17 protein-coding genes, 1 tRNA gene and 1 pseudogene are annotated in these 19108 nt (G+C 70.5%); 12 read left to right on the plus strand and 7 right to left on the minus strand.

Translation table 11 applies throughout. From position 1 onward, the window contains the following. Positions 1–74 precede the first annotated feature (74 nt). Entirely contained in the window at positions 75–602 is a 528-nt protein-coding gene (locus tag ACGFYY_RS18170; protein ID WP_365269147.1) for a peptidylprolyl isomerase, read from the plus strand. 85 nt (positions 603–687) lie between these two features. Further along, positions 688–1569 carry a rhomboid family intramembrane serine protease gene (locus tag ACGFYY_RS18175; protein ID WP_393710472.1) on the plus strand — a complete coding sequence of 294 codons (882 nt, stop codon included), beginning with the start codon at positions 688–690 and terminating at the stop codon, positions 1567–1569. A gap of 115 nt (positions 1570–1684) precedes the next feature. On the opposite strand, the gene crgA is transcribed toward ACGFYY_RS18175, so the two are convergent. After that, entirely contained in the window at positions 1685–1939 is a 255-nt protein-coding gene (gene crgA, locus ACGFYY_RS18180; RefSeq protein ID WP_365269121.1) for a cell division protein CrgA, read from the minus strand. Between the two features lie 91 nt (positions 1940–2030). Here crgA and ACGFYY_RS18185 point away from each other — a divergent pair, with 91 nt between their 5' ends. From ACGFYY_RS18185 to ACGFYY_RS18210, 6 genes and pseudogenes are all read left to right on the plus strand, one after another. Beyond that, entirely contained in the window at positions 2031–2804 is a 774-nt protein-coding gene (locus ACGFYY_RS18185) for a DUF881 domain-containing protein (RefSeq protein WP_365269124.1), read from the plus strand. Continuing rightward, positions 2776–3540: a class E sortase gene (locus ACGFYY_RS18190; RefSeq protein ID WP_393710475.1), complete on the plus strand. Its 765-nt coding sequence runs from the start codon at positions 2776–2778 to the stop codon at positions 3538–3540. The genes ACGFYY_RS18185 and ACGFYY_RS18190 overlap by 29 nt, the downstream gene beginning before the upstream one ends. A gap of 65 nt (positions 3541–3605) precedes the next feature. Then, on the plus strand, positions 3606–3806 hold the full coding sequence (locus tag ACGFYY_RS18195; RefSeq protein ID WP_158721000.1) for a hypothetical protein: 201 nt from the start codon (positions 3606–3608) through the stop codon (positions 3804–3806). Further along, complete coding sequence (locus ACGFYY_RS18200; protein WP_365269129.1) at positions 3803–4441, plus strand: aminodeoxychorismate/anthranilate synthase component II; 639 nt, start codon at positions 3803–3805, stop codon at positions 4439–4441. Before ACGFYY_RS18195 ends, ACGFYY_RS18200 begins: the two co-directional genes overlap by 4 nt. A 170-nt stretch (positions 4442–4611) precedes the next feature. After that, positions 4612–5262: pseudogene (locus tag ACGFYY_RS18205) on the plus strand (class E sortase); the annotation flags it as partial. Between the two features lie 13 nt (positions 5263–5275). Beyond that, complete coding sequence (locus ACGFYY_RS18210) at positions 5276–6001, plus strand: class E sortase (protein ID WP_393710477.1); 726 nt, start codon at positions 5276–5278, stop codon at positions 5999–6001. A gap of 255 nt (positions 6002–6256) precedes the next feature. Here ACGFYY_RS18210 and pknB read toward each other — a convergent pair whose 3' ends face one another. From pknB to ACGFYY_RS18240, 6 genes are all read right to left on the minus strand, one after another. Beyond that, complete coding sequence (gene pknB / locus ACGFYY_RS18215; protein WP_393710479.1) at positions 6257–8272, minus strand: Stk1 family PASTA domain-containing Ser/Thr kinase; 2016 nt, start codon at positions 8270–8272, stop codon at positions 6257–6259. Between the two features lie 195 nt (positions 8273–8467). Continuing rightward, positions 8468–9931 carry a penicillin-binding protein 2 gene (locus tag ACGFYY_RS18220; RefSeq protein WP_365269138.1) on the minus strand — a complete coding sequence of 488 codons (1464 nt, stop codon included), beginning with the start codon at positions 9929–9931 and terminating at the stop codon, positions 8468–8470. After that, entirely contained in the window at positions 9928–11352 is a 1425-nt protein-coding gene (locus ACGFYY_RS18225; protein WP_030714098.1) for an FtsW/RodA/SpoVE family cell cycle protein, read from the minus strand. Before ACGFYY_RS18225 ends, ACGFYY_RS18220 begins: the two co-directional genes overlap by 4 nt. Positions 11353–11386: 34 nt before the next feature. Next, complete coding sequence (locus ACGFYY_RS18230) at positions 11387–12904, minus strand: PP2C family protein-serine/threonine phosphatase (RefSeq protein ID WP_393710482.1); 1518 nt, start codon at positions 12902–12904, stop codon at positions 11387–11389. A gap of 93 nt (positions 12905–12997) precedes the next feature. Next, entirely contained in the window at positions 12998–13507 is a 510-nt protein-coding gene (locus ACGFYY_RS18235) for an FHA domain-containing protein (protein ID WP_365272204.1), read from the minus strand. A gap of 10 nt (positions 13508–13517) precedes the next feature. Then, the gene (locus ACGFYY_RS18240) at positions 13518–14357 is read right to left on the minus strand and encodes a DUF3662 and FHA domain-containing protein (protein WP_365272207.1); all 840 of its coding nucleotides are present in this window, start codon (positions 14355–14357) and stop codon (positions 13518–13520) included. Positions 14358–14650: 293 nt separating this feature from the next. Between ACGFYY_RS18240 and ACGFYY_RS18245 the strand changes: the two genes are divergently transcribed. The 4 genes from ACGFYY_RS18245 to ACGFYY_RS18260 all read left to right on the plus strand — a co-directional run bounded on the left by ACGFYY_RS18245 (position 14651) and on the right by ACGFYY_RS18260 (position 18888). Next, a tRNA-Leu gene (locus ACGFYY_RS18245) sits at positions 14651–14733 on the plus strand. 328 nt (positions 14734–15061) lie between these two features. Then, positions 15062–16762 (plus strand): sensor histidine kinase, encoded by a 1701-nt coding sequence (locus ACGFYY_RS18250; protein ID WP_393710485.1) that lies wholly within the window; start codon positions 15062–15064, stop codon positions 16760–16762. Positions 16763–16770: 8 nt separating this feature from the next. Further along, positions 16771–17430: a response regulator transcription factor gene (locus ACGFYY_RS18255; RefSeq protein WP_365272212.1), complete on the plus strand. Its 660-nt coding sequence runs from the start codon at positions 16771–16773 to the stop codon at positions 17428–17430. A gap of 57 nt (positions 17431–17487) precedes the next feature. After that, positions 17488–18888, plus strand: coding sequence for a DUF2252 domain-containing protein (locus ACGFYY_RS18260; RefSeq protein WP_365272214.1), 1401 nt, complete (start codon positions 17488–17490; stop codon positions 18886–18888). Positions 18889–19108 lie beyond the last annotated feature (220 nt).

Below are 19108 nucleotides of genomic sequence, written 5' to 3' on the forward strand. Positions count from 1 at the left end.
TGGAGGATTTCAGTGCCGCGGAGCGCTCCGTGCGACCATCTGGACCGACAGTGATGACTATGGAAGGCAGATCCGTGGCCGAGAAGCTCTACGCCACCCTGAAGACGAACCGCGGCGACATCGAGATCGAGCTGCTGGAGAACTTCGCCCCGAAGACCGTCAGGAACTTCGTCGAGCTCGCCACGGGTGCCCGGGAGTGGACCCGCCCCACCGACGGTCAGAAGACCACGGACCCCCTGTACGACGGCACCGTCTTCCACCGTGTCATCAGCGGCTTCATGATCCAGGGCGGCGACCCGCTCGGCAACGGCACCGGCGGCCCCGGCTACCGGTTCGCCGACGAGTTCCACCCCGACCTGGCCTTCACCAAGCCCTTCCTGCTCGCCATGGCCAACGCCGGCCCGGGGACCAACGGCTCGCAGTTCTTCATCACCGTCGCGCCCACCGCCTGGCTGACGCGCAAGCACACCATCTTCGGCGAGGTCACCGACCCGGCCAGCCAGAAGGTCGTGCAGGCCATCGCCGCCGGCCCCACCAACCCGCGTACCGAGCGCCCCCTGGACGACGTGATCATCCAGTCCGTGGTCGTCGAGAAGCGCTGACGCCCGGGAACCTTCCGGCCCCGCCCGTCCGTACTGGATACGTACCGGCGGGGCCGCCCTGCCTCGCCGCCGACCGAGGGAACCGATGGACACCGACCGTCTGCCGGGCTGCTACCGCCACCCGGATCGCGACACGGGGATCACCTGCACCCGCTGCGAGCGCCCCATCTGCCCCGAGTGCATGATCAGCGCCTCGGTCGGCTTCCAGTGCCCCGAGTGCGTCCGCGGGGGCTCCGGCACCGGACACCAACCGAGCGCGAACGCGCCGCGCACCATCGCGGGCGGGGTGGTCGCCGCCGATCCCCATCTGGTCACCAAGATCCTCATCGGGATCAACGTCCTGGTGTTCCTCGCGGTGCTCGCCGACCCGGCGCTCGCGGTCCCGATGGAGCTGATCGGCCGGTACCGGGAGTTCGCGTACCTCGCCGGCCCCGTCCACGGGGTTTCCACAGGTGAGTACCACCGGCTGCTGACCTCGGTGTTCCTGCACGTCGAGTGGTGGCACATCATCGGCAACATGATCGGCCTGTGGGTCATCGGCGGGCCGCTGGAGGCGGCGCTGGGCCGGGTCCGCTATCTCGCGGTCTTCCTGCTCTCGGGCCTGGGCGGGAGCGCGCTGGTCTATCTGCTGAGCGAGCCGAACGTCCCGACCCTCGGCGCGTCCGGCGCGGTCTTCGGACTGCTGGGCGCGACCGTCGTCCTGGCGAAGCGGCTGCGCTACGAGATGCGGCCGGTGATCGTCATGGTCGTGCTGATGCTGGTGCTGACCTTCGTACCGCTCGGTGGCGCGCTCACGGTGTCCTGGCAGGCCCATGTGGGTGGCCTGGTCACCGGAGCGCTGGTGGGTCTGGGCATGCTCATGCCCGCCGCGGGCCGGCATCGCGCGCTCGTCCAGTGGGGTACCTGCGCGGTGGCCTTCCTGCTGGCCGTGATGCTGATCCTGATCCGCACCGCGGAACTCACCTGATCACACCGGCGTCAACTCTCCACAGAGTTATCCACAGATCTTCTGTCTTTTCCTCAGGTGTGGATGACGCTGTGGATAACTCATGGGGAGAGCTTCCCTCAGGGGCTTTCGGGTGCTACTTCCACTGCGTGGATACGCCGAATCCGGCAGCGATGAAGCCGAAACCGACCACAATGTTCCAATTGCCCAGAGACTCGATCGGCAGCTGGGTCTCGGTCACGTAGAAAACCACGATCCACGCGAGTCCGATCAGGAAGAACGCCAGCATGACCGGGGCGACCCAGCTGCGATTCGTCAGCCGGATGCTCTGCGGCTGCCGGGTCGGCGGCGGCGTGTAGTCATCCTTCTTGCGGATACGTGACTTCGGCACGAGGGGCTCTCCTGTCGATGCGCTGGGGACCTTGCCTGCCCCGGGCGTCCGTTAGCGTAGTGGACCTGTGGCGTTGAAGGAGAAGGGTACGTTGAGCAATTCAGACGACTCCTCCGCGGGTCCCCGTCGCCGGGCCAGGCCGGTCCGGCTGCTGACGGCCGCCGTCTTCGCCCTGGCCGGGCTGCTCTTCGTCACCAGTTTCAACACCTCCAAGGGTACGAACATCCGGACGGACGCCTCACTCCTGAAGCTGTCGGACCTCATCAAGGAGCGCAGCCAGGACAACGCGGAGCTGGAGCAGAGCACCGCGGCCGTACGCGGCCGGGTGGACACCCTCGCGGAGCGTGACGACGGCAGCACCAAGGCCGAGGACGCCAAGCTGGCCGCCCTGCGCGCCGCCTCCGGCACCGAGGAGCTGACCGGCAAGGGCCTGACGGTCACCCTCAACGACGCCCCGCCGAACGCCACCGCCCGGATCCCCAACGTGCCCGAGCCGCAGCCCAACGACCTGGTGATCCACCAGCAGGACCTGCAGGCCGTGGTCAACGCTCTCTGGCGCGGCGGCGCCCAGGGCATCCAGGTCATGGACCAGCGGCTGATCTCCACCAGCGCGGTGCGCTGCGTGGGCAACACCCTGATCCTCCAGGGCCGCGTCTACTCGCCCCCGTACAAGATCTCGGCGGTCGGCGACCCGGGCGCGTTGAAGAAGGCACTCGCCGCCTCCCCGGCCCTGCAGAACTACCAGCTGTACGTGAACGCGTACGGGCTCGGCTGGAAAGTGGACGAGCACAAGGCGCTGACACTTCCCGGCTACTCCGGCACAGTGGACCTCCACTATGCGAAGCCGGTGGCGCCCACCCCGTGATCGGATCCGTCCTGACGTCGTACTACGCCTGGTGGTACGGACGTTCAGCGAGGTGTGCCTGACGGCGGGCACCCTCATCGTGCTCTTCGTCGCCTACGTCCTGCTGTGGACCGGGGTCAAGGCCGACCTGGCCATGGACGGGGAGATGGACCGGATGCGCGACCGCTGGGCGGCCGCCCCCGCCCCCGCCGCCGCCCCCGCTCCCGCCCCGACGCCGTCGGCCGCCGCCCCCGCCCCGTCACCCCCGGCGCGAGCCGAGCGGCACCCCGCCGGCCGCGCCTTCGCCGAGATGTACGTCCCGCGCTTCGGCCCGGACTGGGTCAAGCCCGTCCTGGAGGGCACCGACCCCGAACTGCTGAAGAAGGGCCTCGGCCACTACGCCGCCACTGCCCCCCTCGGCGCGGTCGGGAACTTCTCGGTGGCCGGCCACCGGCGTACGTACGGGGATCCCTTCAAGGACTTCCCGCGACTGCGCCCGGGGGACGTGGTGATCCTCAAGGACGCGAGCACCTGGTACACCTACACGCTCCGCTCCGCGCCCCTGCGCACGCTGCCCACCGACGTCGCCGTCGTCGACCCGGTCCCGGAAAAATCGCCGTTCCGGACGCCCGGCCGCTATCTGACGCTGACGACCTGCGATCCGGAATGGGGTCACAGCCACCGACTGGTCGTCTGGGCCGAGCTGACCGGGACGCGCCCCGCGGCCGAGGGGCGGCCGGAGGGTTTGTCCGGGTGACCCACCCTTTCGGGCCGCTGCCTTTAGTCTGTTCGCGTACCGCCCCCGCGGTGCGTTGAACGAACGTGGACGAAAAGGAATCGGGCGGCATGTACGGCTGGATCTGGCGGCACCTGCCGGGAAACGCGTGGGTACGCGCGCTGATCTCGCTCGTACTCGTTCTCGCGGTGGTCTTCGTGCTGTTCCAGTACGTCTTCCCGTGGGCCGAGCCGCTCCTTCCGTTCAACGATGTGACGGTGGACGAGGGATCGGGAGCCACTCCGTGAGCGCGCGCATTCTGGTTGTGGACAACTACGACAGCTTTGTCTTCAACCTGGTCCAGTACCTCTACCAGCTCGGTGCCGAATGCGAGGTGCTGCGCAACGACGAGGTCGAGCTCTCGCACGCGCAGGACGGCTTCGACGGCGTGCTGCTGTCCCCCGGCCCCGGTACCCCGGAGCAGGCCGGCGTCTGCATCGACATGGTCCGCCACTGCGCGAGCACGGCCGTCCCCGTCTTCGGCGTGTGCCTCGGCATGCAGTCGATGGCGGTCGCCTACGGAGGCGTCGTCGGCCGGGCGCCCGAGCTGCTGCACGGCAAGACCTCACCCGTGATCCACGAGGGGCTCGGCGTGTTCGAGGGCCTGCCGTCGCCGTTCACCGCGACCCGCTACCACTCCCTCGCCGCCGAGCCCGGGACCCTGCCGGACGCGCTGGAGGTCACGGCGCGCACCGAGGACGGGATCATCATGGGCCTGCGGCACCGGGAGCACGACGTCGAGGGCGTGCAGTTCCACCCCGAGTCGGTGCTGACCGAGTGGGGTCACCGGATGCTCGCCAACTGGCTGGTGCGCTGCGGTGACGCGGGCGCCGTGGAGCGCTCGGTGGGGCTGGCCCCGGTGGTGGGCAAGGCCGTCGCGTGACCGCGGTCGCGCCGTCCGCGCCCACGCAGGGCCGGGCCGCGCGACGCAGGGCCGCTCAGGAGGCCGCGAAACAGGCCGCCCGACGCAGCCGCAGGCGAGGCGGCCGGCGGCGCAGGCGGCCGGCCTCGGGCGGCCCGGTGGTCATCGCGAGCCGGCTGGGCGGAGAGCTGTTCATCACGCTGGGCCTGGTGATGCTGCTGTTCGTCGCCTACCAGCTCTGGTACACGAACTTGCTGGCGGAGCGGGTGGCGAACGGCGCCGCCGGCTCCCTGCGCCAGAACTGGGAGAAGGATCCCGGCGGCTCCGGGGCCGCCGCACCGCCCGTGACGGCCTTCGAGCCCGGCCAGGGCTTCGCCATCCTGCACATCCCGAAGCTGGACGTGAAGGTCCCGGTGGCGGAGGGCATCAGCAAGCCGAAGGTGCTCGACAAGGGCATGGTCGGGCACTACGGCGAGGGCGCGCTGAAGACGGCGATGCCGGCCGACAAGCAGGGCAACTTCGCGTTGGCCGGACACCGCAACACCCACGGCGAGCCGTTCCGCTACATCAACCGGCTGGTGCCCGGGGATCCCGTCGTGGTCGAGACCCGGGACGCGTACTACACGTACGAGACGACCTCGTCGCTCGCGCAGACACCGCCGACGAACGTGGCGGTGATCAAGCCCGTGCCGGAGGGTTCGGGATTCACATCCGAGGGCCGGTACATCACCCTGACCACCTGCACCCCGGAGTTCACCAGCACCTACCGGTTGATCGTATGGGGCAGGATGACCGATGAACGCCCCCGCAGCCAGGGCCCGCCGCCCGCGCTGACCAGTTAAGGACGAATCAGCAGTGTCTCGTGCCCGCCGCCGCGCCGCGGCCCCGCCCGCCGGCAACCGCAGTGTGCTCGCCGGATTCCTGAGCCTGCTGGGCGAGGTCCTGATCACCGTGGGCCTGGTGCTGGGCCTGTTCGTGGCCTACTCGCTGTGGTGGACCAACGTGCTCGCGGACCGACAGGCGTCGGCGCGCGGGGACGAGATCCGACAGCAGTGGCAGGCCCCGTCCCCGCAGGCCGCCCCGCCGGGGGCGCTGGACACCCAGGACGGCGTCGGTTTCCTGCACGTACCGGCGATGCGCAACGGCGAGGTGCTCGTCAAGGCGGGGACCGACCCGGACACCCTCGACGACGGCGTGGCCGGGTACTACACGGAGCCGGTGAAGTCGGCGCTGCCGTGGGACGAGAAGGGCAACTTCGCGCTCGCCGCGCACCGGGACGGCCACGGGGCGAAGTTCCACAACATCGACAAGGTCAGGAACGGCGACGCGATCGTCTTCGAGACCCGCGACACCTGGTACGTCTACAAGGTCTTCGCGGAGCTGCGCCAGACCTCGAAGTTCAACACCGACGTGATCAACGCGGTCCCCAAGGACTCGGGGAAGACCGCGCCCGGCCGGTACGTCACGCTCACCACCTGCACGCCGGTCTACACCTCGAAGTACCGGTACATCGTGTGGGGCGAACTGGTCCGCACGGAGAAGGTGGACGCGAAGCGGACCCCGCCGGCCGAGCTGGGCTGAGCGCTCTCGGGGACCTGACCGGCCCCGGCGCCACCAGGGCCCCGGAAGGCCCCTCTGGGAGGCGCCGACACCTCCTGGGCCCCATGGACCCACCGGCCCCGGAGACGGGCGCACGCGGCCGTACAGCGCCGGGACGTGACGGCGGCGCTGACGGCCGGGCGTGCGAAAGGTCCGGCCTCCTGCCCCGGGAACGGGGAGGAGGCCGGACCTTTCGTAGTGCCGGTGGCCGGGGCCACGGCGGGCGCGTCGGGCGCGTCAGCCTCCGAAGAAGCCGCCGCCGTTGTTGCCGCCGTTGTTGCCGCCGCCCTGCTGCTGGCCGCCACCACCGAGGGCGATGACGTTCACGGGCTGGCCCGTGGCGATCGGGGTACCCGGCAGCGGGTCGGTGCGCACGATGATCGCGTTGCCGTCCGTCGAGCCGGTGACGACGCCGAGCCGGAGGTTGGCCCGCCGCAGCTCGTCCTTGTACTGGTCCACCGTGAGGCCGTTGAAGTTGGGCACCGTGGTCTGCGCCGAGGCCTTGGCGATGGTGATGTTCACCGTCTTGCCCACCTCGAGCTCCTGGCCCGCCTCGATCTGCTGGGCGATCACCGTGCCGGGAGCGGCTCCGGGCTGCTCGGTCTCCGTCACGCTGCCGAGCCGGAGCTTGGCGTCCGTGAGGGCCTTGGCCGCGTCGTCCTTCTTCTTGCCGCGCAGCTCCGGCACCGTGGCCTTGGAGATCTCCTTGGCGACGGTCAGCATCACGACGGTGTTCCGCTCCGCCTCGGTGCCGCTCTTCGGGTTCTGCTCCAGGACGGTCCCGGCCGGCCGGTCGGACTCCTGCGGCTTGCGGTCGACCTGGAAGCCCGCCTCCTTGAGCTGCTTCTCGGCCTCCTCGAAGCTGAGGCTCTGCACGTTGATGACCGTCACCTTGGGCGCGCCCGTGGAGACCGTCACCGTGACGGTGGAGCCCTCGTCGACCTTCTCGCCGGCCGCGGGGCTCTGCTTGCAGACGTTGCCCTTGGGCTGGTCGGCGCACGGCGCGTCGGGGCCCTTGACCACCTTGAGGTCGACGTTGTTGCCGCTCGTCTGCGCCGCTTCGAAGGTCTGGCCGATGAGCTTGGGCACGGCGGGTCGGTTGTCCGCGCCCTCGCCGAAGAGGGCACGGCCGATGAGGATCGCGCCGACCAGGACGAGGACGCCCGCCGCGACGAGCAGGACGGTGGACGCCTTGCTCTTCTTCTGGCGGCGGCCCGGGCCCTGGTCGTAGCCGCCGTGGCCGTATCCGCCGTCGCCCGGGGGCATGGGCGGCATCATCGACGTCTGGGCACCGGGGTCGGTGGTGCGCAGGGCGGTGGTGGGCTGGTCGTAGCCCTGGTGTCCGTAGCCGCTCCCCGGATCGGGGTAGCCGTAGCCGCCGGCCGCGCCCATGGTGGCGGCGGCGGCGACGGGCTGGCCGTCGAGGCAGGCCTCGATGTCGGCGCGCATCTCGTCGGCCGACTGGTAGCGGTAATCGGGGTCCTTGACCAGTGCCTTGAGGACGATGGCGTCCATCTCGGGCGTGATCTCGGGGTCGAAGTTCGACGGCGGCTGCGGCTCTTCCCGGACGTGCTGGTAGGCGACGGCCACGGGGGAGTCACCGACGAACGGGGGCCGGACGCTGAGGAGCTCGTAGAGCAGGCAGCCCGCGGAGTAGAGGTCGGAGCGCGCGTCGACCTGCTCGCCCTTGGCCTGCTCGGGCGAGAGGTACTGGGCGGTGCCGATGACGGCGGCCGTCTGCGTCATGGTCATGCCGGAGTCGCCCATGGCCCGGGCGATGCCGAAGTCCATGACCTTGACCTGGCCGGTGCGCGTCAGCATCACGTTGGCCGGCTTGATGTCGCGGTGCACGATGCCGGCGCGGTGCGAGTACTCGAGGGCCTGGAGGATGCCGATGCACATCTCCAGCGTGCGCTCGGGCAGCAGCTTGCGGCCCGAGTGCAGCAGCTCGCGCAGCGTGGAACCGTCGACGTACTCCATCACGATGTACGGGATGGAGATGTTGTCGACGTAGTCCTCGCCGGTGTCGTAGACCGCGACGATCGCCGGGTGGTTCAGCGACGCGGCCGACTGCGCCTCGCGCCTGAACCGGGCCTGGAAGGACGGGTCACGGGCGAGATCGGCACGCAGGGTCTTGACGGCGACGGTACGGCCGAGCCGGGTGTCGTGGGCGAGGTAGACCTCGGCCATGCCACCACGGCCGAGCACGTGGCTCAGCTCGTACCGGCCGCCGAGGCGACGCGGCTCTTCCATAACGTTGCAGCCCTCTCCGTCAGTCCCGACCGCACCTGTGTGTGGTCCGGCGGTGTGCTGTTCGCGCAAAGGCTACCGGCCGATCGTCCGTGATCGGTTCGTGGCCACAGGCTGATACTGGACCGGTACCGTACGCTCGGACCCGGCCGGAATTCTGTGATCTGAGTCACTGCGCTCCGGGCCGTGATCCCTCGGTCACTTCTGGCTGTTCAGCACCGCCTGCATGACCGCCTTGGCGACGGGAGCGGCCAGACCGCCACCGCTGATGTCCTCACGGTCCGCCTCGCTGTCCTCGATCACGACGGCGACCGCGACGGGCGAGCTCTTGTCCGGGGTCTCGGCGTAGGAGATGAACCAGGCGTACGGGCGCTTCTTGTTGCCCTCGCCGTGCTGGGCCGTACCGGTCTTGCCGCCGACCGTCACACCGCTCATCTTGGCCTTGTTGCCGGTGCCGTTCTGGACGACGTTGACCATCATCTCCTGCACCTTCTCCGCGTTGGCGGCGGAGAGCGGCCGGCTCATCTCCTGCGGCTCGTGCTTCTCGATGATGTCCAGGTTGGGCGACTGGAGCATGTCCACCATGTACGGCTTCATCAGCTTGCCGTCGTTCGCGATCGCGGCGGTGACCATGGCCATCTGCAGCGGGGTGGCGGCGGTGTTGAACTGCCCGATGGAGCTCTGGGCGTTGCCGTCCTTGCCCATCTTCTTGTCGTAGATGCTGGCGAACGCGCGGACCGGAACGTCGATCTTGTCGTTGTTGAAGCCGAACTTCTCCGAGGTCTCCACCATCTTGTCGCGGGTGACCTTGTCGCCCATGTTCGCGAAGACCGAGTTGCAGGAGATGCGCAGCGCCTCGTTGAGGCTCGCCTTCTCGCAGCCCTTGGCGTGGTTGATCATCTCGGTCCTGGTGCCCGGCAGGAAGTACGGGTCCGGGGTGTCCGTCGGAGCGTTGATGTCCTGGACGACGCCGTGTTCGAGGGCGGCCGCCGCGGTGACCACCTTGAAGGTGGAGCCCGGCGGGTACGTCTCGCGCAGGGCGCGGTTGACGAGGTTCTTCTCCTCGCTGTCCTTCAGCTCGACCCAGGCCTTCTCGTCGTCCTTGGAGTTGCCCGCGAAGCGCGAGGGGTCGTACGAGGGCGTGGAGACCAGGGCCAGGATCGCGCCGGTGCGCGGGTCGATGGCCGCGACGGCGCCCTTCTTCGTGCCCAGCGCCTCGAAGGCGGCCTTCTGGGCATCGGGGTTGAGCGTGGTGACGACGTTGCCGCCCTGCTTCTTCTCCCCGGTGAACATGCCGATGGTGCGGTCGAAGAACAGCCGGTCGTCGTTGCCGGTGAGGATGCCGTCCTCGAGGGATTCCAGCTGGGTGGAGCCGAAGGCCTGCGAGGCGTACCCGGTGACGGGAGCCCAGAGCTCACCGTTCGTGTAGGTCCGCTTGAACTTGTAGTCGCTGCCGTCGGTCACCTTGGAACCGGTGATCGGCTCGCCCTTGACGATGATGTTGCCGCGCTCGGTCGCGTACTGGGCGATCTGGACCCGCCGGTTCTCCTTGCGGGTGCTGAGCTCCTCCGCCTGCACGTACTGCAGCCAGTTGGTACGGATCAGCAGGGCGAGGACGAGCAGCCCGCAGAACAGCGAGATGCGGCGCAGGGGCTTGTTCATGACGGACGGACCACCTGGGTCATCTCGGAGTCGGGGGACGGGGCGGGGGCCGGTGCGGGGCGGCGTGCGGTGTCGCTGATCCGGATGAGGATGGCGATGAGGATCCAGTTCGCGAGGACGGAGGAACCGCCGGACGCGAGGAAGGGCATCGTCATGCCGGTGAGGGGGATGAGGCCCATGACTCCGCCGGCGACCACGAAGATCTGGAGCGCGAAGGCTCCGGAGAGGCCGATGGCGAAGAGCTTGCCGAAGGGGTCGCGGGCGGCGAGGGCGGTGCGCACGCCGCGCTCGATGATGAGCCCGTAGAGCAGCAGGAAGGCCATCACTCCGGCGAGGCCGAGTTCCTCGCCGACGGTCGAGAAGATGAAGTCGGAGTTGGCGGCGAAGCCGATCAGGTCGGAGTTGCCCTGGCCCCAGCCGGCGCCGAGTACCCCACCGGAACCGAAGCTCATGATCGACTGGCCGACCTGCTCGCAGGCGCCCGAGGTGGTGTAGCAGGCGAAGGGGTCGAGCCAGGCGTTGACACGGGCCTGGACGTGGCTGGCGAAGGTGCCGACGACCACGGCGCCGCCCACCGACATCAGCAGGCCGATGACGATCCAGCTGGTGCGCTCGGTGGCCACGTACAGCATGATCACGAACATGCCGAAGAAGAGCAGCGAGGTGCCGAGGTCGTTCTCGAAGACGAGGACGAGCAGGCTCATCGCCCAGATCATCAGGATCGGTCCGAGGTCGCGGCCACGCGGCAGGTAGAGGCCCATGAAGCGGCGGCTGGCCAGCGCGAGCGCGTCGCGCTTCACCATCAGGTAGCCGGCGAAGAAGATCGCGATGACGATCTTCGCGAACTCACCGGGCTGGATGGAGAAGCCGCCCACGCTGATCCAGATCTTGGCGCCGAAGACGTCGGCACCGAGGCCCGGGATGACGGGCAGGATCAGCAGGACCAGGGCGCCCGCCATCGAGATGTACGTGAACCGCTGCAGGACGCGGTGGTCCTTCAGGATCAGCAGGACGGCGGCGAACAGGGCGATGGCGACGGCCGTGTACATCATCTGGCGGGGCGCGGAGGGGGAGAACCCGCCGAAGGCCCGCTTCGCCAGGTTCTGCAGGCGCTCGGACTGGTCCAGGCGCCAGATCAGCACGAGGCCGAGCCCGTTGAGGAGCGTGGCGAGGGGCAGCAGCAGCGGGTCGGCGTACTTGGCGTACCGGCGCACGACGAGGTGCGCGATCCCGGCGAGGGCGCCGAGGCCGAGGCCGTAGAGCACCATGCCGGGGGGCAGGCTGCCGTTGATCGCGAGGCCTACGTTGGCGTAGGCGAACATCGGGATGAGCACGGCGAAGCCGAGCAGCAGGAGCTCGGTGTTCCGCCTGCTCGGCAGCTCGATGGCGCCGATCGTGGTGGTGTTGGTGACTACGCTCATGGTGTGGCAGGCCCCCTGCGCCCGCGTATGTCTACTACTTGCCGCACAGCCCGACCAGTGCCTGCTCCTCGGGAGTCAGGCTGGGGGCGGGCGTCTGGCTGTTCTGCGCCTCGGCCTTGCGGCGCTCCTCGTCCTTCTTGCAGGCGGACGTCTGGACACCGAGATCGTCGAGCTTCTTGCGCGCCGCGTCGAAGCTGTTCTCGCTGATGGTGGCTTCGACCAGCTTCCGCTTGAAGGGCGGCAGGTACTTCAGTTCGATGTCGGGGCGGTCGGTCTCCACCTTGGAGAGCTCCAGGGGCCCCAGCTTCGGGCTGATACCGCGGAAGAGCGCGACGTGCTCACCCTTCACCCCCACGTAGAACTGGGTCTGGGTCCAGCGCCAGCCGGCGTAGAGGCCACCGCCGACGACGCCGGCGACGATGAGCAGGGTCAGCGTACGCGTGGTCCACTTGCGCCCTTTGCTGCGGCGCCTGCGGGGGTGATCGTACGTGTCCTCGTAGCCGGGGTCGGGGGTGTACGCGTCGGCTTCGCCGAAGGTGCCGTACGCGCCCGCGCCCTTGCCCTGGTCACCGGAGTAGCCGTAGCCGGTGGCGTCGCCGCTGCCGGGGGGGCCGAAGGCGCCGGCGGGGGGCCGGCCCTGGCGGCCGAGACCGGCGGCCCGGCCGGCCGCGGACTGCATGGCGTTGCCGCCGTCGAAGAGCTGGTGCTGGTTCTCGGCGACCGCGCCGACGACCACCGGGGTGTCGCTGACCTGCGCGGCGAGGGTGTCGCCGCTGTCGGTGTCGAGGACGTCGGCGACGATGCAGGTGATGTTGTCGGGGCCGCCGCCGCGCAGCGCGAGTTGGATCAGCGACTGCACGGTCTCGCGGGGGCCGTGGTAGTCGGCGAGGGTCTCTTCCAGGGTCTGGTGGGAGACGACGCCGGAGAGCCCGTCGGAGCAGATCAGGTAGCGGTCACCGGCCCGGACCTCACGGATGGAGAGGTCGGGCTCGACGATGTCGCCGCTGCCGAGCGCGCGCATCAGCAGGGAGCGCTGCGGGTGGGTGGTGGCCTCTTCCTCGGTGATGCGCCCCTCGTCGACGAGGCGCTGCACCCAGGTGTGGTCCTGGGTGATCTGGGTGAGGACGCCGTCGCGGAGCAGATAGGCGCGGGAGTCGCCGACGTGCACGAGGCCGAGGCGCTGGCCGGTCCACAGCAGGGCGGTCAGGGTGGTGCCCATGCCCTCGAGCTGCGGGTCCTCCTCGACCATCACGCGCAGCTGGTCGTTGGCGCGCTGCACGGCCGTGGCCAGCGAGGTGAGGATGTCGGAGCCCGGGACGTCGTCGTCGAGCTGCACGAGGGTGGAGATCACCTCGGAGCTCGCGACCTCGCCGGCGGCCTGGCCTCCCATGCCGTCGGCGATCGCGAGGAGCCGGGGACCGGCGTAGCCGGAGTCCTCGTTCCCCTCACGGATCATGCCCTTGTGTGATCCGGCGGCGAACCGCAAGGACAGACTCATGCGCACCTGCCCTGTCGACGAAGCTGCCTCCGGGTACAACCGGTCTCGAGCCACACTGCCCACCCTCCGGTCGGGAGCGCGCTCGGGTCCGTGCCCTCGGTGGGACGGATCGCCGCCGCGCGCTCGCTCCGCTCGCTCATTCTCGTACTACTTCCGCAGCTCGATGACGGTCTTGCCGATGCGGATCGGTGCGCCCGGCGGAATGGGCGTCGGGGTGGTCAGCCGGGTCCGGTCGAGATACGTGCCGTTGGTGGACCCGAGATCCTCGACGATCCACTGGCCGTCACGGTCGGGATAGATCCTGGCATGGCGGCTGGACGCGTAGTCGTCGTCCAGCACGATCGTGGAGTCGTGCGCGCGGCCCAGCGTGATCGTCTGGCCGGCGAGGGCCACCGTGGTTCCTGTGAGGATGCCCTCGGAGACGACGAGTTTGGTGGGTGCGCCGCGCCGCTGGCGCTGCTGCGGAGGGGCGGCCTGCCGGCCACCCGCCTGCTGCGGGGCGCCGCCGCCGGCGCTCGCGCCACCTCGGCGGGAGCCGCGTTGGGTCACGCGCGTCCCGAAGAGATCGCTGCGGATGACCTGCACGGCCACGATGACGAACAGCCACAGAACGGCCAGGAAACCCAACCGCATGACCGTCAGGGTCAGCTCTGACATTGCCCCCGCTTCACCCTTCGGCTTGCCGGTAAATGATGGTGGTGCTGCCCACGACGATCCGCGAGCCGTCGCGGAGCGTAGCGCGGGTGGTGTGCTGCCCGTCCACCACGATGCCGTTGGTGGACCCGAGATCCTGGATCGTCGAGGGCGTTCCGGTCCGGATCTCACAGTGCCGGCGGGATACGCCGGGGTCGTCGATCCGCACGTCGGCTTCCGTGCTTCGGCCGAGTACGAGCGTGGGGCGCGAGATCTGGTGGCGGGTGCCGTTGATCTCGATCCAGTGGCGCCGGGGGCCACCCGGGCCGGCCGTGGGGGCCGGTCCGGCGGGTCCGCCCGGAGCGGGCCGCCGAGCGCCGGGTCCGCCCGGGGGCGGGGCGCTGGGCATGGGCGGGGCCGCGACCGGGGGGTACCCGTAGCCGCCCTGGGCCGCCTGCCCGCCCTGCTGCCCGCCCTGGGGGGCCTGCGGCTGGGAGGTGCTGGAGGCGAGGGTGCGGCTGCGGACCCGGTAGAGCCCGGTGTCGAGGTCGTCGGCCTTCTCCAGGTGGACCTTGATGGGGCCCATGAAGCTGTAGCGCTGCTGCTTGGCGTAGTCGCGGACGAGGCCCGCGAGCTCGTCGCCGAGCTGCCCGGAGTAGGGGCTCAGGCGGTCGTAGTCGCCGGCGCTGAGCTCGACGATGAAGTCGTTGGGGACGACGGTCCGCTCGCGGTTCCAGATGGTGGCGTTGTTGTCGCACTCCCGCTGGAGGGCTCCGGCGATCTCCACCGGCTGGACCTCGGACTTGAACACCTTGGCGAAGGTGCCGTTCACCAGACCTTCGAGTCGCTGCTCGAACCGCTTCAGAACTCCCATGGGGCACCTCCTCCGTCGCTGTCGCCCTGTACTGCTTACTGATCGTATCCACGCGTGGCGGATTCGGGTGGTTCCCCATCGTTCCTGTGAGGACGAGTGTTGGTCCTCACAAGGGATCGTAGGGGCGCTCCAGGGACAGTGTCCCGCACCGGGAGCGGAGTGCGGGAGGGGCCGTCCACGACGGGGTGCGGGGGTGCCGGGAAAGCGATGTGAATCCACCCCGTTCTCCGTGCTAATGTTTCGACGTCGCCAGGGGAAAGGCCCGAAAGGGAAGATCCACTGGGGCGCTGCTCGGGCGAGTGGCGGAACGGCAGACGCGCTGGCTTCAGGTGCCAGTGTCCTTCGGGACGTGGGGGTTCAAATCCCCCCTCGCCCACATCGACGAGACGGTCGTCACTGCGAAAGCGGTGGCGGCCGTTTCGTGTTTCCCCACCCCGTTCTGCCCCGGTCGAGGGGTGTGACGTACGTCCCTGTTCGCCGCCCCTGACCTGTGGTCCTGTCCGAAGACGGGGTGAGGGTGAGCCAACTGTTCGCATCGTGAGACCAGTTGTGGCCGGCGGACGTGCGCGATCGCTCGTGCTCACCGCCGACGTCGCGGCCCGCCGCGGGAGGGCCTCGGGACGGGGTGGTGTTCGACTTTCGTCGTGCGGGGCGAGACGAAAGAGGGCGGTCGGCCGGGGGCTCGGGTGTCTAGGGTCGGGCGCGTGGATGCGAAGGCGAAGACGCGTGCCGGCTGGGACTGGCTGAAGGGCCCGGAGCCCTGGACCCGGCGGATGCTGGTCGGGGACCTGGCCCTCGGTGGCGTGCTCGCCATCATCGGCCTGGGCGTCGAGGAGATCAGCAACGCCTCCGGGCGGCGCATGCTGCTCGGAGCCGTGGTCTCGGTCGCGTTGACGCTGATGCGCCGCAGGCTGCCGGGGAGCCTGCTCGTGTTCGCCTCGGGCCTGGTCACCTTCCTGCCCGGGACCTTCTTCGTCCTGCCCCTGCTGGGCTGGTCGGCCGGCCGGCGGATCATCGGGGTGGGCCGGGCACTGGCCGCCTTCACGCTGGCCTTCGTGGTGGCGATCGGCTGCAGCGTGGTGGAGCAGCGGGCACAGATGCAGCCGCTGCTCGTGATCGTGTTCTCCACGCTGATGTTCCTGGCGACGACCGTGATGCCGGGTCTGGCCAGCCGGTACTGGTCGCAGCGGCGCACCCTGCTGCGCGCGCTCCAGGAGCGCAACGGGCAGCTGCTGCGCGAGCGGGCCATGGTCGCCGGGCAGGCGCGGCTGCGCGAGCGTCAGCGCATCGCCCAGGACATGCACGACAGCCTCGGGCACCAGCTGGCGCTGATCTCCGTGCACACCGGCGCGCTGGAGGTGGATCCGAAGCTCACCGATCGTCAGCGTGAGGCGGTGGGCGTGCTGCGGCAGGCCTCGGTGGCCGCCATGCACGAGCTGCGCGAGGTCGTGGGCATCCTGCGCGACGGGGTGGAGGCGCCCGCGCCCGTGGAGGAGGCCCAGCCCGCGGCGCGCGGGGTGGCCGGCGTCGCGGGGTTGGTGGAGGCGGCTCGGGGTTCGGGGACCGACGTCCGGATGACCACCTCGGGTCGACCGAGGCCGCTGGTCGCGGCGTGCGACCACGCCGCGTACCGGATCGTGCAGGAGGCCCTGACGAACGCGTACAAGCACGCGCCGGGGGCGCCGATCGCCGTGGAGCTGCGCTTCGAGGACGACTCGCTGGTCGTGGAGATCGCCAACGAGCCGTCGATCGGCGTGGCGGCCGACGAGGTGGTGTCGGGCGGGCAGGGCCTGACGGGGCTGCGCGAGCGGGCCCGACTGGTCGGCGGGATGGTGCACGCGGGCCCCGCCGAGGGCGGCGGGTTCCGGGTGGCCGGGGTCCTGCCGTACGGGGCGGAGCCGGCCGGCGTGGCGGACGTGGCCGACGACTTCGGGCAGCAGGCCCACGCGTACGCGGGCGGTCCGCCGCCGGGGCGGGGCGGCGAGCAGCCGATGGACTGGCATGCGGTGGACCGGGAGCTGGCCGTGCGCATGCCCAGCCGGTCCGGTGGGGTCGCGGTGGGCTGCGGGATCGCCTTCGCGGCGGCGGTGCTGCTGGTGATCGTGTTCGGCGCCGGGGTGGTGCTGCTGATCGACTCGGCGAGTGACGCGATGATCGACCGGGACGAGTTCGATGCCGTGCACGTGGGCGAGACGGAGCAGTCCGTCCGCGACCGGCTGCCGACCGGGGAGAACTTCATGACGGCCGGGGCCGCCAGGAAGGGGCCGCCCAGGCCCGAGCGCTCGGAGTGTCTGGCCCTGTTGGCCGAGGACCAGCCGGGCGCCCTGGGAACGGACCGGATCTTCCGGTTCTGCTTCAGGGACGGCAAGCTCGTGGAAAAGCAGGAGTACGAGGTCAAGCAGTAGGAGCACGGGTGACAGCCGAAGTGATCAGAGTGGTGATCGCCGACGACGAGCCACTGATCCGGGCCGGGATCAGGATGATCCTGACCTCGGCGTCGGACATCGAGGTCGTCGCGGAGGCGGCGAACGGGAGGGAGGCGGTGGATCTGGCCCGCTCGCACGCGCCCGACGTGATGTTGCTGGACATCCAGATGCCGGTGATGGACGGGCTGTCGGCGCTGGGCGAGCTGCGGCGGGCCGTGCCGGAGGTGCGGGCGCTGATCCTGACCACCTTCGGCGAGAAGGAGAACGTGCTGCGGGCGCTGGGCGAGGGCGGCGCGGGGTTCCTGTTGAAGGACTCGGCGCCCGGCGAGCTGATCGGGGCGGTCCGGGCGGCGGCCGCCGGGGACGCGTACCTCTCGCCGGGGGCGACCCGGCATGTGGTGGACCAGCTGGCGTCCGGAAAGGCCGCCGTGCGCGGGGAGGTGGCCCGGCGTCAGGTGGCGGAGCTCAGCGACCGTGAGCGCGGCGTGCTGGCACTGCTGGGCGAGGGCCTGTCCAACGCCGAGGCGGGCCGGCGGCTGCACATGAGCGAGGCGACGGTGAAGACGTACGTGAGCCGGATCCTGGCGAAGCTGGACTGCGAGAACCGGGTGCAGGCGGCGCTGCTGGCCAGGGACGCCGGGCTGTAGATACGGTCAGCCCGTTCGAGAAGCGATCAATGATGTGAACGGGTGGGGGCGGCGTCGATGGCGGCGATTGCGGGTCAGCGGATTCCGGACGTGGCGGGCTTCGCACCGAGGGCGGCGGCCGGTTCGCCGAAGGAGGAGGGCAAGGCCCTGCGCGCCCGCCTGCCGCGGTCGGCGCACGCCGCCTTCGTGGCGCCGGCCGGGCGGCCGGACGCCGTGCGCGCGGTGGAGGAGTCCAACGCCGGGCGGGTCGCCGAACTGACACCGATACGGGTCGGCCGGATGGCCGCGAACCCCTTCGCGTTCCTGCGCGGGGCGGCCGGTCTGATGGCCCACGACCTGTCCGGTGGTCCGGTGACCGGGGTCGGCGCGCAGATCTGCGGCGACGCGCACGCGGCGAACTTCGGTCTGTACGGGGACGCGCGCGGGCGGCTCGTCATCGACCTCAACGACTTCGACGAGACCGTGTTCGGTCCGTGGGAGTGGGATGTGAAGCGGCTGGCGGCCTCACTGGTGCTGGCGGGCCGGGTGGCGGGCGCGGACGAGGACACCTGCCGGGCGGCCGCCCGGGACGCGGTGGGCGCCTACCGGCACACCATGCGGCTCCTGTCGAAGCTGCCCGCACTCGACGCGTGGAACGCGATCGCGGACGAGGAACTGGTCTCGCACGCCGACGCCCGCGATCTGCTGGGCACGTTGGAGCGGGTCTCGGAGAAGGCCCGCAACAACACCTCCGCGCGGTTCGCGACCAAGTCCACGGAGATAGGGCCGGACGGCGGCCGCCGCTTCGTCGACGCGCTGCCCGTGCTGCGCCGGGTCGGGGACGCGGAGGCGGCGGCCGTGGCGGCCTCGCTCGGCCCCTACCTGCGGACGCTCCAGGGCGACCGGCTGCCGCTGCTGGCCCGGTACGCGATCCAGGACGTGGCCTTCCGCGTGGTGGGCACCGGGAGCGTCGGCACCCGCTCGTACGTGGTGCTGCTGCTGGACCACCGGGGCGAGCCGCTGGTGCTCCAGGTCAAGGAGGCGCGGCCCTCGGTGCTGCTGCCGCACCTGGCCGGGCTGGGCTTCGCGCCGGCCCCCGAGCAGCACGAGGGCCTTCGGGTGGTGGCCGGGCAGAAGCGGATGCAGGTGGTCTCCGACATCATGCTGGGCTGGACCACGGTGGAGGGCCGCCCCTTCCAGGTGCGGCAGTTCCGCAACCGCAAGGGCAGCGTGGATCCGGCGGCGCTGGCCGTCGACCAGATCGACGACTACGGGCGGATGACCGGCGCCCTGCTGGCCCGGGCGCACGCGCACAGCGTCGACCCGCGGCTGCTGGCCGGGTACTGCGGGAAGAACGACGAGCTGGACGAGGCGATGGCGACCTTCGCCGTGGCCTACGCCGACCGCACCGAGGCCGATCACGCCGACCTGGTGGCGGCCGTGCGGGCCGGCCGGATCGCGGCGGAGCTCGGGGTCTGACAGGGGTCCGCGGATGCCGTCGGGTGTCCGGGGCGTGCCTGCGGGTGCCCGGGGGCGCTCCGACCAGGGCCTGAGCGGGGCGGCCGGAGCCGCGGCGGGCCGTGGCGCGGCGGGCGATGTTCCACGTGAAACATCGCCCGCGCGGGCGGGCCGTAGGCTGGCCGGGTGAGCGAGCAGACCGAGCAGCCTGAGCAGACAGTCCCCGGTGGATCCGGTGACT

It is taken from the genome of Streptomyces sp. NPDC048331, from assembly GCF_043201215.1.
GTDB lineage: Bacteria > Actinomycetota > Actinomycetes > Streptomycetales > Streptomycetaceae > Streptomyces.

Coding starts and splice junctions, on each gene's coding strand:
- pknB (WP_393710479.1), bottom strand. CDS start 8,272: ATGGAAGAGCCGCGTCGCCTCGGCGGCCGGTACGAGCTGAGCCACGTG.
- ACGFYY_RS18220 (WP_365269138.1), bottom strand. CDS start 9,931: ATGAACAAGCCCCTGCGCCGCATCTCGCTGTTCTGCGGGCTGCTCGTC.
- ACGFYY_RS18235 (WP_365272204.1), bottom strand. CDS start 13,507: ATGTCAGAGCTGACCCTGACGGTCATGCGGTTGGGTTTCCTGGCCGTT.
- ACGFYY_RS18225 (WP_030714098.1), bottom strand. CDS start 11,352: ATGAGCGTAGTCACCAACACCACCACGATCGGCGCCATCGAGCTGCCG.
- ACGFYY_RS18240 (WP_365272207.1), bottom strand. CDS start 14,357: ATGGGAGTTCTGAAGCGGTTCGAGCAGCGACTCGAAGGTCTGGTGAAC.
- ACGFYY_RS18260 (WP_365272214.1), top strand. CDS start 17,488: ATGGCGGCGATTGCGGGTCAGCGGATTCCGGACGTGGCGGGCTTCGCA.
- ACGFYY_RS18190 (WP_393710475.1), top strand. CDS start 2,776: ATGCGAAGCCGGTGGCGCCCACCCCGTGATCGGATCCGTCCTGACGTC.
- ACGFYY_RS18175 (WP_393710472.1), top strand. CDS start 688: ATGGACACCGACCGTCTGCCGGGCTGCTACCGCCACCCGGATCGCGAC.